Below are 15,485 nucleotides of genomic sequence, written 5' to 3' on the forward strand. Positions count from 1 at the left end.
ATGTCCCGGCTCATCGACACCACGGAGATGTATCTGCGCACCCTCCTGGACCTTGAGGAGGAAGGCGTGGTCCCGCTGCGTGCCCGCATCGCCGAGCGCCTGGAGCAGAGCGGCCCGACGGTCAGCCAGACCGTCGCCCGCATGGAGCGCGACGGCCTGCTGCGCATCGCCGGCGACCGGCACCTCGAACTGACCGACGAGGGCCGCCGACTGGCCGTGCGTGTCATGCGCAAGTACCGGCTCGCGGAGTGTCTGCTCCTCGACGTGATCGGGCTGGAGCGGGAGCAGGTCCACGCCGAGGCCTGCCGCTGGGAACATGTGATGAGCGAGGCCGTGGAACGCCGCATCCTGGAACTGCTGCAGCACCCGACGCACTCACCGTACGGCGATCCGATCCCCGGCCTGGCGGAGCTCGGCCGGGAAAGCGCCGCGGCGGATCCGTTCCCCGACGGCACCGCGGTCGGTCTGGGCGGCCGGGACACCAGACCGGACAGCGTGAGCGCAGCCGTACGCCGCATCGGGGAGCCGGTCCAGACCGCCCCCGGCTCATGACCACTCCGCGGTACGGCGGGGTCCGGCCCGGCGCGGCGCGGTCATGAGCGTGACCAGACCCTGAACCCGGCAGGGCGCTCGCCCGGCTACGGGACGGTCCTCGACCACGGTCACGGTCGAGGACCGCCCCCGCCTGCGGCAGCCACCGGCGAACAAAGCCGCTCCCACCCGCGCCGGGGCAGCCGCCGGAGCGGGGTACGAGCGGCGTCTCGTCAGACCTTCTCGACTCGTACGGGGTGTCCCGCGAGAAGGTGATTCATGCCGTCGGTGGGACGCGGCAGGGTGAGCGGTTCGCCGGTCTGCGACGGAAGCGTTCTGGCGCAGGAGTGGCACGACACCTCGCTGCGTCACCAGGACTCGGCTTGCAGGAACAGCGTGATCACCTCCGCGAAGAACCAGATGGAGAACGCCAGGCACGCCAGCCACAGCCCCCACAAGACCCAGCGGGCCTCTCGTCGTATGTGCATCAGCGGATCAACCCCCGTCACGGCCCTGGCCTGCCACCGGCACGGTCCTCCCGCCACGCACCGCAACTTTCCCCCGCCGACGTGTAGTTGACCCCTCGGCTCCCACCAGGCCGGCGAGGCGCCGCAGGGAGCTTCACGATCTCGTCCCGTCCTCGTGGGCGACGGTGACGACGATCTTGCCGACCTGGCCGTTGGCCTCCATGTAGCGGTGCGCGTCGGCGACGTCCGCGAGGTCGAAGGTGCGGTCGACGACCGGGGTGAAGGATCCCGAGGCCAGGCCCGCGTTGACGAACGCGACCGCGCGGCGCAGGCGCTCGGGGTTCGTGGTGATCTCGAAGAGGGTGTACGTGCTGCTGGTCAGCGCCGGGAAGGACTGGGCGTTGGGCAGCGGGGTGGGGCGCGGGTCGAGGGCGCCGTAGACCACCAGGAAGCCGCCGGGCGCGATGCCCTGGGCGATGGTCTCGACTCCGGGGCCCGCCACCGGGTCGAAGGCCAGGCGGACACCTTCGCCGCCGGTGATCTCCTTGATACGGGCGGGCAGGTCCTCCTCGTCGGTGACGATGACGTGCGCCGCACCGGCGTCCAGGAGTCGCTGCTTCTTGCCGGCGCCGCGCGTGGTGGCGATCGGGATCGCACCGACATGCCGGGCGACCTGGATCGCGGCGAGACCCACGCTGCTGGAGGCCGCGGTGATCAGTACATGATCGCCCGGGCGCACCTGGCCGGACTCGGCGAGCGGCCCGTAGGCGGTGATGTAGGCCATCCAGACCGCGGCGGCCTGGATGGGGGCGACGCCCGCGGGGCGGGGCACAACCGCCGAGGCGGGAACGATGACGTGGTCGCCGTACGTGCCGTACTCGCTCTGCAGGAATGCCGGCACGACCGCGACCGGGTCCCCCTCGGCGACGTGGACCACGTCCCGGCCGACGGCCTCGACCACGCCCGCGGCCTCGTGACCGAGCGCGGAGGGGAAGACCGGCTCGTAGAAGTAGCCGCCCTCGCGGTACATGATCTCGGCGCGGTTCAGGCCGATCGCGTCGACGCGGATCCGCACCTCTGCCGCTCCCGGAGCGCCCACCTCCACCTCGCGGAGGGTGAGGACCTCGGGGCCGCCGAGCCGGTCGAACTGTACGAGTCTTGCCATGGCGGATCCGTCCTTGGGACAGGGGAGTGTGAAGTGCACCGAGTCAGCTCGGCGGCACTACCCACCCTGCCCCAAGGTTCGATGGCCGTCAAATTTTGATAGTGGTCGAAGTTAGTTGCCGCCGGCTGTCGAGCCCGACTCCTTCGCCAGGGCGGCGGCCAGCACGGCCGACAGCAGGCCGGGGAACCGCTGTTCCATCTCGTCGGTGCGCAGTGCGTTCATCTTTGTCGTGCCGACGTAGTACTGCCGGATCACGCCCGCCTCGCGCAGCACGTTGAAGTGGTGTGTGAGCGTCGAAAGCGACACCGGCGCGTCGAAGGTGCCGCAGCTCTTGTCCTCGCCCGCCCGGGCCAGCTGCGACACCACCATGCGCCGCACCGGATCCACCAGGGCCTCCAGGACCTGCTGCAGCGAAACCTCCGACGGGTCGGGGTGCTCCACGGTCCGGGTGGCGGTGCGGGGGCGGGCCACGGTGACTCCTTGAGGTGGCATCGATGCGGTCGGTCCATAGTACGACCGTCATCGAAAATAGGCTGATCTCCGGAATCGCCCGCGCCGGTTTTGCGGCCGGCGGGCGGGATGGCGGGGCGGGCCCGGCTGATGCGCCGCCCGGACGCGGACGCCGGTGTACACCCCTGTCCGGCGTCGTCGATGTCGGCGGTGGTGTCGGACGCGTGGATGTCAGGCGTGTGGTTGCGGGGCGGGGGACAGCGCGGTGCGGGCGGCGGAGAGGACCTGCTCGGACACCGGGGAGTCCTTGGTGGCGCGGGCCAGGAGAAGGGCGCCGAGCATGGTGCACAGCCGGGCGATGCCGTCCTCGTCGTCGGTGGCGAGCCACTGGGTGAAGTCCTGCACCCCTTCGGTGTAGGTGCGGTGGGCCCCGTGGTCGCCGCCGTCCCGGGCCATGTCGGTGGCGAGCGCGGCGACGGGGCAGCCTGAGGCGGGGTTGTCCCGGTGCCGGACGGACAGGTACCCGTCGATCAGGGACTGCTGGGCCTCGGCACGGTGCCCCTTGTGCTCCGTGAGCGTGGTGGCGTGGTGCTCGGCCAGTTCGCCGAACGCATGGGTGACCGCCTCGTCGATCAGCGCCTCCTTGGAGGCGAACTGCTTGTAGAAGCCGCCGTGCGTCAGGCCGGCCGCCTTCATCAGCTCCGCGACGCTCACGCTTGTGCCCTGCTCGCGGAACAGCTGCGAGGCCTGCTCCACGACCCGCCGGCGGTTCGCCTGTGCCTGTGCCTGTGAGACGCGACCCATAGGACACCTCCTTTTGGATGTCGTACGCAATCTATCGTACGATCCGATCGGGTTTAGATTATCTGCACCATCTATTTGGGGCGTTCCCCTCCCTTCGTCCAAGGGCGCCCCTTCACGGGAGACACTTCATGGCCACTCGCCTCGGCCCGGCCGCCGAAGCCGACCTGACCACCCACACCGACACCGACACCGCCACTCCCTCCCCGGCAACCGCGCCACCGGTCCGGCTCTGGCTCCAGCCGGCCGTGATCGCCCTGGTCGTCGTGGCGGCCTTCATCGGCTGCTACGTCGGCCTGCAGCGCGACCCCCAGCCGCACCGGATACCGGTGGCTGTCGCCGGGCAGGAACTTTCGGGCGAGATACGCCAGGTTCTCGGTGACAGCGTCGATGTCCGTCCGGTCGCCGACGCCGTCACGGGGCGCAGCGAGGTGGAGCGCCGCGATGTCGTGGCCTCGATCAGCGGCCCCGCGGACTCCGGCCGGTTGCGCCTGGAGGTCGGCGGGGCCAACGGGCTCTCGACGACGACGGCCGTGAAGAGCCTGATGGGCGCCTACGCCCACGGGTCGGGCCGGCGCCTGACCACGGTGGACGTCGTCCCGTTCGCCCGGTTCGACTCCCGTGGACTGGCCGGTTTCTACATGGCGTTCGGCGTCACGCTGGCCGGCTTCGTCCTCGCCCAGAACGCCCTGGGCCTCGCGAACCATCTGCACCTGCGCCACCGGTTCCGGCTGCTGTCCGGTGCCTCGGTGGCCATCGGCATCGTCGCCACCGTCATCGCCGGACCCGTCCTCGGGGCGGTGCCGGCGCCGGTGGTGCCGATGGCCTTCACCCTGACCCTGCTCGCCGCGGCGGCCGCGTTCACCACCAAGCTGCTGGGCACCTACCTCGGTCCGGTCGGCGTGCCCGTCGCCACCCTCCTGCTGCTCACGGTCGGCAACTCCACCAGCGGCGCCGCCATCGGCCCGGACCTCCTGCCCTCCGCCGCTCGCGCCGTCTCCGCCCTGCTGCCGCCGGGCGCGGCCGTCCGCGCCGTGACCGACCTGAGCTACTTCCACGGCGCGCAGGCGGTGCAGCCATTGGCCACGCTCGCACTGTGGGCGGTGATCGCCGCAGTCCTGGTGAGCCTGCGCCCCCACCTGAGACGGCGGCACACGCACGCACGCGGGTGACCGTCTGACCCACGATCAGGGTCAGGGTGACGGTGGTGCCGCAGACGTGCCGTCACGGGCCCACAGGGTCCTTCTCGAAGGCGTTTCCCGGCCTCATGCGTGCTGAATCCGTGCCGGCGGCCCCTTCCCCGGCAAGTGCTCACCGGCGAGGTCGTTCGAGGGCGTCGAGGGATCGACGGGTCCTGGAGCGCTCGGGTATCGAGGGGCCCGGACGGGCACACGGATGTGGAAGGATCGATCCCGTGAATGTGCTTCCCCCGTCCGGTGCGGGTGCGGCAGGCGGTGGTGAACTGCGGCGTGTTCTGGAGCGCTTCGACGTCGGCGTCGTGGTGCGCCGGATGGAGGCCGGGTTCAGCCGGTTGCCGGCGTACACCGGGTTCGAGTGGCCGGTGGACCGGACGGCCGTGGTGCGCTGGAACGTCGACCTCGTACTGCGCTGGATGGTCAACGGGATCCCGCCGGACAGTTACCTCCGGTCCGAACTGCACGAGTTCCTGCGCGCTCGCGCTGCCGCCGGCCAGCCGATCGAGGACAGCATCCTGGTCTACCGCCGTGGTGCGCGGATGTTCTGGGAGGCACTGCTCGACCTGGCGGATGACGAGGACCGGGCGGTGCTCGTCGCGGAGTGGGACACGGTCTGGGGCTGTCTGGAGGACTACCTCGACATGGTCGTGGACGTGTTCGTGCGAGCCTACGCCGACCAGCAGGACGTGCCGTCCACGGCCGGAGACCGGCGCGCCCGAGCCCTGTTCGACCGGTTGTGCGCGCGGCTGCCGGTCACGGTCGAGGACCAGGACCGGGCTGCCCGGCTCGGGTTCGACCTGGCGGAACCGTACCGCCCCTTCACCGCCCGGCTGGCCGGGGCGACGGCCGTCGGACATGCCGATCTGGCGTCGCGGCTGCGTACGGCAGGGGCGCTCGCGTTCACCGAGGGGGTCCGGGTGACCGGGCTGACACCGCCCGGGTTCGGCTGGGCGGCGTTTCTCGAAGACCCGCGGCTGATCCTGGCCCAGGACCCGCCACTCGCCCGCGAGCGGCTCGGCGTGGCGGTCGACGGCCTGCGCGCGCTGGTCGCGATCGCGGCCCGGTCCGGACGCCGGGGCCGGATACGCGCCGACGACTACCTGCCCGAACTGTTGCTGGCCGACTCGCCGGAAGCCTCCGACCGGATCGTCCGGCGGGTCTTCGGTCCGCTGGAGCGGGCCGAAGCCGTGGATCTGGCGGACACCTTGCGGTGTCTGGCCGTCCACGGCTTCGACAGCACGACGGCGGCGGCCGCGCTGCCGGTGCACCGCAACACGCTGCTGTACCGGGTGGGCCGGATAGAGAAGCTGACCGGTCTGTCGCTCAAGGACCAGCGGGACCGCACCCTCGTGCTGCTCGCGGTCACCTGGGAGACCGTCGCCGCGGCCCTGCAGTCGCCCTCGGGGCGACCGGACACCCCCTAGGCCGGTCGGGCGATGCCTCGGATCCGGCGTGCCAGGCCGAGTTGCATGGCGCCGAGCATGATCAGCCACAGCCCGGCCAGGAAGGACAGCGTCAGCAGCGACAGCCCCGGCCAGGTCAGCAGTGTCAGGCCGGCGAGGACACCGAGCATCCCGATGAAGATGTTCCACCCTCGCCCGGGCAGGCCGGGATGGTCGACCGCCGCGAACACGGCGGTGAAGCCGTCCACGATCCAGTACACGCCGAGCAGCAGCCCCAGCGCGAGCACGGTGATCAGAACGTGCCGGATCGCGTAGAACCCGAGCAGCAGGCTCACCACGCCGAGGACCGCTGTGAGGGTGCGGGCGGTACCCGTATCTCCCAGGCTCGCCGATCCCACCATCCGGAAGACCCCGGTGGCAATCAGCTGAGCGCCGAGGACCACCGCGAGTCCGACAAGGGTCGGACCGGGCCACGCCACGGCTATGACACCGATGACGATCGAGATCAGCCCGTAGAGCAGATGCCAGGTCCAGGAAGCGCCCAGGCGGGCGACAGGGCTCTTGTTCATGCCGCGAAGCTATCGGCGCTCCCGTTGGGCGATCTCCCAAAACCCCTTCCCGTCTTCGTGCCCTCGCACAGGACGGAAGGGCGTTGAATGGAGCGGACAGAACGTGCATTCGGAGGGGAGCCCGTGCCGGTGTCCGTCACGTACCGGACACCGACCGGGGTCCCGGCGCGGCCCCGTCGGAAGTGGCCGCCGGAGTACCGCCCGAGCGTCGCGGAAGCTGTTCCGAAAGACCTGTTCCAGTTGCCGATGCGGGGAGTGCGAGGACATGGCCGGTCCCGTTGACTGGGAAAGCTTCGCCGTGATGACCGGAGGCGCCAGCGGTGCCCTCACCGGCCTGTTGTTCGTCGCGGTGTCCCTCAACGCCAATCGGATCGCCAGGCACCCGGTTCTGCGTGCGATCGCGGCGCAGACCCTCGTGCTGTTCCTTGCGCCGCTGGTCATGGCGACGCTTCTGCTGGCGCCCCGCCAGGCCGACTGGGCCCTGGGCGCCGAGCTCATGACCGCCGGGCTGGCCGGGGGCCTGAGCCTGCTGGCCATCGGGCGGCGCAGGCGCGGTCCGGCCACCGCCGACAAGCGGCTGACCGGACTCTTCGACCGCCGTGACACCAGCATCGTCGTCATGCTGCTGTTCGTGGCCGGCGGAGCAGTCCTGGCGTCCGGCAGGCCCGCCGGGCTCTACCTGCTGCTGCCCGCCTCGCTCGTGGCGTTCGTCAGCGGGGTGCTGAGCGCATGGAACTTCCTGCTCCCGCCGCCGGACATGCTGTAGCGGCGCTGCGCCGACGGCCTGGTGTCGGCATGTGCCGACAGCACCGTGGCCGGCGGTGACCACGGCACCGGCCCCCGCCTGGTCGTCATCGGCCTCCCGCCCGCCGGTCGTCATCGGCCACACCGATGCGCCGGTCGCAACGGACATCCCCGTGTCCCGGCCACCACCGACTGCCCATGCGTCGGTTGTCCCCATGTACCGGCTAGGCCCGGACCGCACCGAGCATCTGGAAGGTGACAGCCATGTGCGCCATGCCCCGGGTCGGCGTCGGACCCGCGGCTGCCGGCCGGCTGCGCCGCGTACTCCACGACCTTGACAGCGAGGTGCTGGCACGGCAGTTGGCCTGCGATCTGAGCGGCGCTCCGGTCGGCCGGATACCCGGCCGTGGCTATCGGGCCGGAGCCATGGAGGACATCATCCGTCGAAGCCTCGAACTGGTCAGGAACTGGCTGCTGAGCGGGCAGGAGCCCGGCGGGGACGTGCTGTCGGACCTGTATGAGGCGGGGCGCGCGGCGGCCCGGCACGGCCTGGCCGCCGAGGACGCGATCCGTGCCTGCTGCGGTGCGGCGCGGGCGGTGCGGAGCACCCTGCTGGAGGCCGGCCCGCCCGAGGGCGGTGCCTGGCTGCTGCCTCACCTGGACGTGCCGTGGGCGTTCCTCGACATCGCCCTGACGACCGTCACGCGGGCGTTCGCCGACCAGCGGGACCTTCCGTCCGCCGACGGCGACTCCCGGGCGGCGACACTGTTCGCCCGGATCTGCGCCCGGTCGGCGACGACCATCGAGGACCTCGACCGGGCCGAGCGGCTGGGCTTCGAACTCGGCGGCCCCCACTGCCCGTTCGTCGCGGCGATCGACGGCGGTTCAGCCGCCGCGCACGCCGGACTGGCGGCGCGTATCCGCTCCGCGGGCGCACTCGCCTGTACGGAAGGGCACCGCGTCGCCGGGCTGACCAGGCCGGGCTTCGACTGGGCCGGCTTCCTCGCCGACAGCACGCTGATCCTCGCCGCCGAATCGGCCACCAGTGACGCCGGGCTCGCGGACGCGGTCGGCAACCTGCACGATCTGGTCACCCTGGCGGGCCACGCCGGACGCCGGGGACGGATCCGCCCGGACGACTTCCTGACGGAGCTCATGCTTGCGAGCTCCCCGCGGCTGGCCGAGGACATCGTGCGGCGGGTACTTGGCCGGCTGGACGCCGAGGACCCTTCCGGGACGCTGTCGCTGACGCTGCGGTGCCTGGCCGCGCACGGCTTCAACCGGACGGCGGCAGCGGCAGCGCTCCCGGCCCACCGCAACACCCTGCTCTACCGCATCAACCGGATCGAGAAGCTGACCGGCCTCGACCTCGACCGTCACGCGCATCGAGAACTGGCCCGACTGGCCGTCGTATGGAGAGACACGACAGGCGGCGACGCCTTGGCCCGGCCCGAGTGAGAGCCGGGCCCCGGCCGGTCCGAGTGAGAGCCGGCGGTGGGCGGGTGCGCCGACGGGGCCGAGCCTCGGCCGGTGTCGGACGAACGCCACGCGCCCCCGGCACTGCTCGCGGTCGGAGTCCAACCCCGCTGCCGTCAGGGGCTGGTGCCGCGCACAACGGTGAGCCGAATCCTTGGCCCCGTGCACAGCGCGAGCGGTGCAACGCTGACGGCAGCAGCAGAGCCGGCCGGGCGTCCGCCCTGACGGCTGCCGTAGCGATGGAGGGATGCGGGCATGACTTCTGCACCGGACACGATCGTCCTGATCCACGGCCTGTGGATGACGCCCCTAGCCTGGGAGCACTGGACGGCCCGGTACGAGGAGCGGGGCTTCACCGTGCTCACGCCCGGATACCCCGGGATCGAGCCGGGGGAGGCCGGGGTGGCGGCGCTCCGCGAGGACGCCTCGGCGATCGCCGGTGTCGGGGTGCGCGAGGTGCTGGATCACCTCACCGCCGTCATCGGGAAACTCGACTCCCCGCCGATCATCATGGGGCACTCGTTCGGCGGGACGTTCGCTCAGCTCCTGGTGGGCGCCGGGCTCGGGGCGGCCGGAGTGTCGATCGACGGCGCCGCGGTCAAGGGCGTGAACGCGATGCCGTTCTCGGAGCTCCGCTCGGTCCTGCCGGTCCTGAAGAACCCGGCGAACGCACACCGGGCCGTCCCCCTGACGGCCGAGCAGTTCCACTACGCCTTCACCAACACCCTGGACGAGGACGCCTCCCGGCGGGCCTACGACCGTTACGCCGTGCCGACGCCGGCCCGCATCCTCTTCCAGGGCGGCCTCGCGGCCGTCACCCCGCACGCGGCCACGACCTTCGACTTCGCCGACGGCGACCGGGCGCCGCTGCTGTTCGTCTCCGGCGGCAGCGACCACATCCTGCCCCCGGCCGTCCAGCGGCAGAACTACGAGAAGAACGTGAAGCACTCGACGGCGGTCACCGCCCACACGGTCTTCGAGGGCCGCGATCACTTCACCTGCGGCGAGCCCGGCTGGGAGGCCGTCGCCGACTTCGCCCTCGACTGGGCGCTGGAGCCGCGCGCCGGAGTCCTCGACGCCACGACCGGCTAAACCCGCTGACCGGATCCGACGACCCGCTGACCGGCTCCCACGAGACCGGCTGAGAACGGAGACGACACCCGACATGTCGAAGACAGTGGCCGACGGCCTGTGGGAGATGCTGGTCAGCGCCGGTGTGCGGCGCTGCTACGGGATCGTGGGCGACGCACTGAACCCGGTGGTCGACGCGATGCGCCGCAACGGCCAGGTCGACTTCGTACATGTGCGCAACGAGGAGTTCGGCGCCTTCGCCGCGGTGGCCGAGGCGAAACTGACGGGGCATCCGGTCGCCGTGTGCGGGACGGCCGGCCCCGGGGTGGCGCACCTGATCAACGGCATGCTGGACGCCCTCAAGGAGGAGGTGCCCGTCATCGTCCTGGCCGGCGACACCGAAACCGCCCTGATGGACAGCGAGACCGTCGAGGAGCTGAACCCGTACCGGTTCTTCGCGCCCGCAGCGGTGTACGTCGGCCGGCTGGTCAATCCCGGTCAGCTCCGTACCGTCGTGACCTCGGCGGTGACGGCCGCGGTGACCCGAGGCGGCCCCGCGGTCGTCGCACTGCCCGGTGACATCGCGGCGGCGCACGCGCCGGAGGACCGTTATGAGATCCGGCTGCCCCGCCCGGTACACATGTCGGCCGGGGCGGAGGATCTCACCGCCATGGCCGAGATGATCAACGAGGCGGGCACGGTGGCGGTCTTCGGCGGCCAGGGCTGTGCCGGAGCGCACACCGAGGTGACAGCGCTGGCCGGAAAACTCGGGGCGCCGGTCGGCTACTCCCTCAAGGGCAAGCCGTTCCTGGAACACGACAACGCGAACGCGGTCGGGATGACCGGCCTCCTCGGCTACGGCGGCTGCCATCACGCACTCCAGCACGCGGACGTGCTCCTGATGCTCGGCACCGACTTCCCGTTCAGCGGTTTCCTGCCGCACGGCAGGACCCGCGTCATCCAGGTCGACCGGAACCCGGAACGGCTCGGCCGGCGCATACCGGTGGACCTGGCCGTGACCGGCGACGTACAAGCCACCGTCGCCGCGCTGCTGCCGTTGGTCGAGCCGAAACCCGACGGCGGCTTCCTCGCCCGTTGCGTGGACGAGACCGAACGGTTCCACCGCAGGATGCGGCACTACGCGGAGAAGGGGCCGCGGATCAAGCCCATCAGGCCGGAGTACCTCGCCACCGTCCTCAGCGACCTCGCCGCCGACGACGCGCTGTTCTTCGCGGACACCGGCACCCCTGTCATCTGGGCGGCCCGGCACATCCGGTACGGGCCGAGGCGGCGGCTGTTCGGATCGTTCTCGTGGGCGTCGATGGCCACCGCCTCGCCCGGCGCGTTCGGGGCCCAACTGGCCTTTCCCGGACGGCAGACGATCGCACTGTGCGGCGACGGCGGGTTCACCATGCTCGCGCTCGGCGACCTGCTCACGGAGGTACAGCGCCGGCTGCCTGTGGTGCACATCGTGCTGAACAACAGCGGCCTGGACTTCGTCAAGATCGAGCAGCAGGAAGCCGGCTTCGTCCCGTTCGGGACCGACTTCGCCAACCCGGACTTCGCCGCCGTCGCCGAGGCCATGGGTGCCAAGGGCATCCGCATCGAAGACCCCGGTGAGGTGGAAGACGGCCTCGCGGCCGCGCTGGCCCACACCGGCGGCCCGGTCGTCGTCGACGTCCTCGTCGACCCCTACGCGCTCGCCGTCCCCGCCCACGTACCGGCCAGGACCGCGGCCGGGTTCACACTGAGTGCGGCACGGCAGGTCCTCGCCGGCCGTCTCGACGACGTCATCGACACCGCCACGCACAACGCCCGGCTCATCTGAACGGCCGCCCCACCGACGGAGGAAGACGCACGATGACCGACAGCCACGACTCACCGCCGGATGCACCGGACGCGCCGGGTGCGGCGCCCGGCTGGCGCGAGATCCACCACGGCGGCTCACCGGAGGCCGAAGAGGCCCACTTCCGCGACCTGGCGGACGTCGTCGTCGGCGTCCAGCGGACGAACAAGCGGAAATCCGGCTCGCAGGTCTCCCGCCGCACGTTCCACGCGAAGATCGTCGTCGGAGTGGACAACGCCGAACTCGCCTTTCGGGCCGATCTGCCCGCCGATCTGGGTGCCGGGGACTTCACCGCCGGGGCCCGGCTGCCGGCCATCGTCCGGCTCTCCAACGCCAGCGGCACCGTCCGGCCCGACGGCAGCCCCGACCTCCGCGGCGCGGCACTGAAGATCACCCTCCCCGGCGGCGGCGAACACGACCTGCTCATGACCAGCTACCCGGTCTCCCACGCCCGTGACGCCACCCAGTTCGTCGAGATCGCCAGGATCGGCGCCGGTCCCAAGCCCCTGGTCCTGCCGCGCATGCTGGCGAGGCTCGGCCCTTCGGAGACCGCCCGCGTCCTCGGCAACCTCAGGCGGGCCAACCGTCCGTCGCCCGGCCTGGCTCTGGAGTCCTACTGGAGCCGCGGCGCCGTCCTGTGGGGCGACACCGGCCCCGTCAGGTTCCGCCTCAGTCCACACAGTCCGCTCAGTCCGCTCGACGGTCCCGCCCCGGCCTCCGCCCCGCCGCCGGACCCGGCCGACAGTCTCCAGACCGACTTCGCCGCACGGCTGAGCGGTTCGCCGGTCCGGTTCGCCCTGCACATCCAGAAGTACGTCAGTGAGAGGCTGACACCGATCGAGGACGGGGCGATCGAATGGAAGGAAAGCGACTCGCCCTGGCTCGACGTCGCCACCCTGACGATCCCCGCCCAGAACATCCTTGATCCGAAGGGCCGGGCCACCTGCGACCACGTCGACACCCTCGCCTTCAACCCCTGGCACGCCCCCGCGGAGTTCCGCCCGCTCGGCAACCTCAACCGAGCCCGCCGCACGGTCTACGCGGCCAGCGCCAGGGAATGGCACGCCCGATAGCGGGCTCGCCGAGTCGCAACCCGCCTTTCCTGCACCCGCGTCACCGAGTCCACGGGCCTCCGCCTCATCCGGTCGTGCAGGACACCCGGCGCGAAGCCATGAGCCGCATGGACCGGCTGCTCAGGAAAAGGCGCCGCGGTCGCACCTGACCGCCCGCGTTGATGTCAGAAGCAGATGCCAAAGGCCCGCCGCCTCCGGACACCCGGAGGCGGCGGGCCTTCGACCTGGTGCCCCGGCAGGATGCGAACCTGCGACACCCGCTTCAGGAGCTTTCTTCGGGCGGGGCCGTGACCTGCGGAATCGTCTGAAGTGGGGTGTCTGGCCCAGGAGAACACCCCGCCGCGGTTCTCACGTGTTCACGGGGTTTCCCGCGGCGGAAACCCCGATCTCGAGCAACTGGCGCCGCCGCTACGGACACCACCCCACCAGCGCCGCCGTCGGCCGGGCAGGACTCGACGCCCGGCTCACCGGCCGCCGCTCCCTCGCCCGCACCCCCGGCGTCCCGTCCCTCGGCGGGTTTACCACGATGGGGTGAATCCCGCAGTTAAGCGGCAACCATGCGCCATCTTCACATGTCACACATCTTGCTCTCGACAGCAGACACCTCAGGGGGAGCCATGATTAACCAGCAGCCGCAGCATCCCGGATGGGCCGGCCCACAGCAGCCCTTCGGCCAGGCCCCTTTCGGCCAGCAGCCGTACGGGCAGCCGCCGTTCCAGCCGCAGCCGCCGGAAAAGCGACCCGGCGCGGGGAAGGCCATCGGTCTCGGCTGTCTCGGCCTCGTCGGCGTGGCCGTCGTCCTCCGGAGCCTGACGGGTGGTTGACGGCCACCAACGGCGGTTACGGAATGCGCCGTATCGTACCCGTGGCGTAATGATTGTCCTGCCTGGTCGTTCCTGACACGGGCCGCCACGGGACGGGGCCGGCGTGCCCGTCGGCGCGCCGTTTTCCGGCCCGAGGAGTCACGTGTCCGAGCAGAACACGGTCGAAGTCGAGACCGCCTACGGCAAGATTTCGGGCCTGGTGCAGGGCGGCATCGCCCGCTTCCTGGGCATCCCCTACGCGGCGGCGCCGCTCGACGACCTGCTGTTCGACGCCCCGCAGCCGCCGGAGCCGTGGACGGGGGTACGCACCGCGCACGCCTACGGCCCCACCGCCCCCAAGCCGCCGCTCGCCGGCCGGCTGGGCGACATCGTCTCCGACCCGGACATCGAGGGCGACGAGTGGCTGAACCTCAACGTCTGGACCCCCGACCCCCAGGCCTCGGGACTGCCGGTGCTGGTGTGGATCCACGGCGGCGGCTTCACCACCGGATCATCGGCCGTGCCGACCTACGACGGCGCGACCTTCGCCGGTGACGGTCTGGTGTGCGTGAGCTTCAACTACCGGCTCGGCGTGTACGGCTTCGGCTACCTGCCGGACGCCCCGGCACCGGCCAACCGCGGTCTGCTCGACCAGGTCGCCGCCCTGCGGTGGGTCCGCGAGAACATCGCCCGCTTCGGCGGTGACCCGGACAACGTCACCGTCGCCGGTGAGTCCGCCGGGGCGATGAGCGTGCTCGCGCTGCTCGCCCGCGACGACGGCCTGTTCCACCGGGGCATCGTCCAAAGCGGCAACGGCCACATCGGCCAGACGCCCGCCGACGCCGGCAAGGTCCTCAAGGCCGTCGCCGACGAACTCGGTATCGACCCCACCCCCGAGGCGTTCACCGACATCGACGTCGATGAACTGCTGAAGGCGCAGGCCTCGGTCAGCTCCGACATCAGTCAGAAGCCGAACAGCGCGACTTACGGCACGAGCACGATGGCCGCCTGCGGGCTGTCCTTCATGCCCGTCGTGGACGGCACGACGCTGCCGAAGCGCCCGATCGAGGCGATCGCCGACGGTGTGGGCGACCGTGTCCCGCTGCTGATGGGCACCACGACCGAGGAGTTCCGCCTCTTCATCGTCTCCACCATCCTGGTCGCCTGGAACCTGCCCTCCCTCTACAACGGCCACCTCACCAGTTACAGCGTGCCCACCGGTTCGTGGGACGAGTACAAGAAGGGCGGCACGACCACCTACCCCCGTGACGGATCCTCCGGCGTGGCCAGCGCACTGTTCACCGACCGGATGTTCCGCATCCCGACGTACCGCGTCGCCGAGACCCGCAGCGAGAGGTCCGGCGCCGCCCCCACCCACCTCTACGAGCTCGGCTGGCGCTCCCCGGTGACGCCCAACAACGTCGGCGTCAAGCTGGGCGCCTGCCACAGTGTGGACCTGCCGTACGCGTGGGACACCACGGAGCTGGCGGAGAGCAAGAAGTTGACCGGCAACAACCCGCCGAAGCCCCTGGCCGAGGCCCTGCACAAGGCGTGGGCGGACTTCGCCAAGACCGGCGCGGTCTCCTGGGCGGCCTACGACACCGACAAACGCCCCGTGATGACCTACGCCCACAACAACACCACGACCCACCAGGTCGTCGAGGACCCGCGCAAGACCGAACGCACCTGGTGGGACGGCCACCCCGCCACCAGCTGACCCACTCCCACTCCCTCACCGGGCAACCAGCGAAGAGCCCCCCGCTCATCCCATCCGGCCCGTCACCGAAGAGGAGGCCGCGAAAAACAACACTCAGTGACATCAGAAGAAGACACCAAAGGCCCCGGACCATAACCGGCCCGGGGCCATTTCCCTGGTGCCCCCGGCACGGC

Annotated in this window: 14 protein-coding genes and 1 pseudogene; 11 read left to right on the forward strand and 4 right to left on the reverse strand. The window is 71.2% G+C overall.

Annotated elements, in window-relative coordinates:
* A pseudogene (locus tag EDD90_RS31260) lies at window positions 1-596 on the forward strand (metal-dependent transcriptional regulator); the annotation flags it as partial.
* Window positions 597-1,152: 556 nt separating this feature from the next.
* On the opposite strand, the gene EDD90_RS31265 reads toward EDD90_RS31260, so the two are convergent.
* From EDD90_RS31265 to EDD90_RS31275, 3 genes are all read right to left on the reverse strand, one after another.
* Window positions 1,153-2,163, reverse strand: a complete 1,011-nt coding sequence (locus EDD90_RS31265) for a zinc-dependent alcohol dehydrogenase family protein (RefSeq protein WP_123976253.1) — start codon at window positions 2,161-2,163, stop codon at window positions 1,153-1,155.
* 111 nt (window positions 2,164-2,274) lie between these two features.
* Entirely contained in the window at window positions 2,275-2,634 is a 360-nt protein-coding gene (locus EDD90_RS31270; RefSeq protein ID WP_260328210.1) for a helix-turn-helix transcriptional regulator, read from the reverse strand.
* 210 nt (window positions 2,635-2,844) lie between these two features.
* Window positions 2,845-3,417 (reverse strand): TetR/AcrR family transcriptional regulator, encoded by a 573-nt coding sequence (locus tag EDD90_RS31275; protein ID WP_123976255.1) that lies wholly within the window; start codon window positions 3,415-3,417, stop codon window positions 2,845-2,847.
* Between the two features lie 128 nt (window positions 3,418-3,545).
* Between EDD90_RS31275 and EDD90_RS31280 the strand changes: the two genes are divergently transcribed.
* Window positions 3,546-4,586, forward strand: a complete 1,041-nt coding sequence (locus EDD90_RS31280; protein ID WP_123976256.1) for a hypothetical protein — start codon at window positions 3,546-3,548, stop codon at window positions 4,584-4,586.
* Window positions 4,587-4,828: 242 nt separating this feature from the next.
* The gene (locus tag EDD90_RS31285) at window positions 4,829-6,034 is read left to right on the forward strand and encodes a CdaR family transcriptional regulator (protein WP_123976257.1); all 1,206 of its coding nucleotides are present in this window, start codon (window positions 4,829-4,831) and stop codon (window positions 6,032-6,034) included.
* Here EDD90_RS31285 and EDD90_RS31290 read toward each other — a convergent pair.
* The gene (locus EDD90_RS31290; RefSeq protein WP_123976258.1) at window positions 6,031-6,582 is read right to left on the reverse strand and encodes an HdeD family acid-resistance protein; all 552 of its coding nucleotides are present in this window, start codon (window positions 6,580-6,582) and stop codon (window positions 6,031-6,033) included. The genes EDD90_RS31285 and EDD90_RS31290 overlap by 4 nt on opposite strands.
* Before the next feature lie 265 nt (window positions 6,583-6,847).
* Between EDD90_RS31290 and EDD90_RS31295 the strand changes: the two genes are divergently transcribed.
* From EDD90_RS31295 to EDD90_RS31330, 8 genes are all read left to right on the forward strand, one after another.
* Complete coding sequence (locus tag EDD90_RS31295; RefSeq protein ID WP_123976259.1) at window positions 6,848-7,348, forward strand: hypothetical protein; 501 nt, start codon at window positions 6,848-6,850, stop codon at window positions 7,346-7,348.
* A gap of 242 nt (window positions 7,349-7,590) precedes the next feature.
* Entirely contained in the window at window positions 7,591-8,784 is a 1,194-nt protein-coding gene (locus EDD90_RS31300; protein ID WP_123976260.1) for a CdaR family transcriptional regulator, read from the forward strand.
* 273 nt (window positions 8,785-9,057) lie between these two features.
* Window positions 9,058-9,894: an alpha/beta hydrolase gene (locus EDD90_RS31305; RefSeq protein WP_123976261.1), complete on the forward strand. Its 837-nt coding sequence runs from the start codon at window positions 9,058-9,060 to the stop codon at window positions 9,892-9,894.
* 73 nt (window positions 9,895-9,967) lie between these two features.
* Window positions 9,968-11,701, forward strand: a complete 1,734-nt coding sequence (locus EDD90_RS31310; protein WP_123976262.1) for a thiamine pyrophosphate-dependent enzyme — start codon at window positions 9,968-9,970, stop codon at window positions 11,699-11,701.
* A gap of 32 nt (window positions 11,702-11,733) precedes the next feature.
* A complete protein-coding gene (locus EDD90_RS31315) occupies window positions 11,734-12,792 on the forward strand; it encodes a catalase (RefSeq protein WP_123976263.1) in 1,059 nt (352 codons plus the stop codon).
* Between the two features lie 352 nt (window positions 12,793-13,144).
* Complete coding sequence (locus EDD90_RS31320) at window positions 13,145-13,327, forward strand: hypothetical protein (RefSeq protein ID WP_123976264.1); 183 nt, start codon at window positions 13,145-13,147, stop codon at window positions 13,325-13,327.
* 82 nt (window positions 13,328-13,409) lie between these two features.
* Window positions 13,410-13,616 carry a hypothetical protein gene (locus EDD90_RS31325; RefSeq protein WP_260328211.1) on the forward strand — a complete coding sequence of 69 codons (207 nt, stop codon included), beginning with the start codon at window positions 13,410-13,412 and terminating at the stop codon, window positions 13,614-13,616.
* Window positions 13,617-13,758: 142 nt separating this feature from the next.
* On the forward strand, window positions 13,759-15,312 hold the full coding sequence (locus EDD90_RS31330) for a carboxylesterase/lipase family protein (protein WP_123976265.1): 1,554 nt from the start codon (window positions 13,759-13,761) through the stop codon (window positions 15,310-15,312).
* Window positions 15,313-15,485 lie beyond the last annotated feature (173 nt).

Source organism: Streptomyces sp. Ag109_O5-1 (genome assembly GCF_003814875.1).
Taxonomy (GTDB): domain Bacteria; phylum Actinomycetota; class Actinomycetes; order Streptomycetales; family Streptomycetaceae; genus Streptomyces; species Streptomyces sasae.

Excerpts from the sequence above, each read along its gene's own strand:
- EDD90_RS31300 (WP_123976260.1), top strand. The coding sequence starts at position 7,591 with ATGTGCGCCATGCCCCGGGTCGGCGTCGGACCCGCGGCTGCCGGCCGG.
- EDD90_RS31295 (WP_123976259.1), top strand. The coding sequence starts at position 6,848 with ATGGCCGGTCCCGTTGACTGGGAAAGCTTCGCCGTGATGACCGGAGGC.
- EDD90_RS31265 (WP_123976253.1), bottom strand. The coding sequence starts at position 2,163 with ATGGCAAGACTCGTACAGTTCGACCGGCTCGGCGGCCCCGAGGTCCTC.
- EDD90_RS31315 (WP_123976263.1), top strand. The coding sequence starts at position 11,734 with ATGACCGACAGCCACGACTCACCGCCGGATGCACCGGACGCGCCGGGT.
- EDD90_RS31305 (WP_123976261.1), top strand. The coding sequence starts at position 9,058 with ATGACTTCTGCACCGGACACGATCGTCCTGATCCACGGCCTGTGGATG.
- EDD90_RS31275 (WP_123976255.1), bottom strand. The coding sequence starts at position 3,417 with ATGGGTCGCGTCTCACAGGCACAGGCACAGGCGAACCGCCGGCGGGTC.
- EDD90_RS31290 (WP_123976258.1), bottom strand. The coding sequence starts at position 6,582 with ATGAACAAGAGCCCTGTCGCCCGCCTGGGCGCTTCCTGGACCTGGCAT.
- EDD90_RS31325 (WP_260328211.1), top strand. The coding sequence starts at position 13,410 with ATGATTAACCAGCAGCCGCAGCATCCCGGATGGGCCGGCCCACAGCAG.
- EDD90_RS31280 (WP_123976256.1), top strand. The coding sequence starts at position 3,546 with ATGGCCACTCGCCTCGGCCCGGCCGCCGAAGCCGACCTGACCACCCAC.
- EDD90_RS31310 (WP_123976262.1), top strand. The coding sequence starts at position 9,968 with ATGTCGAAGACAGTGGCCGACGGCCTGTGGGAGATGCTGGTCAGCGCC.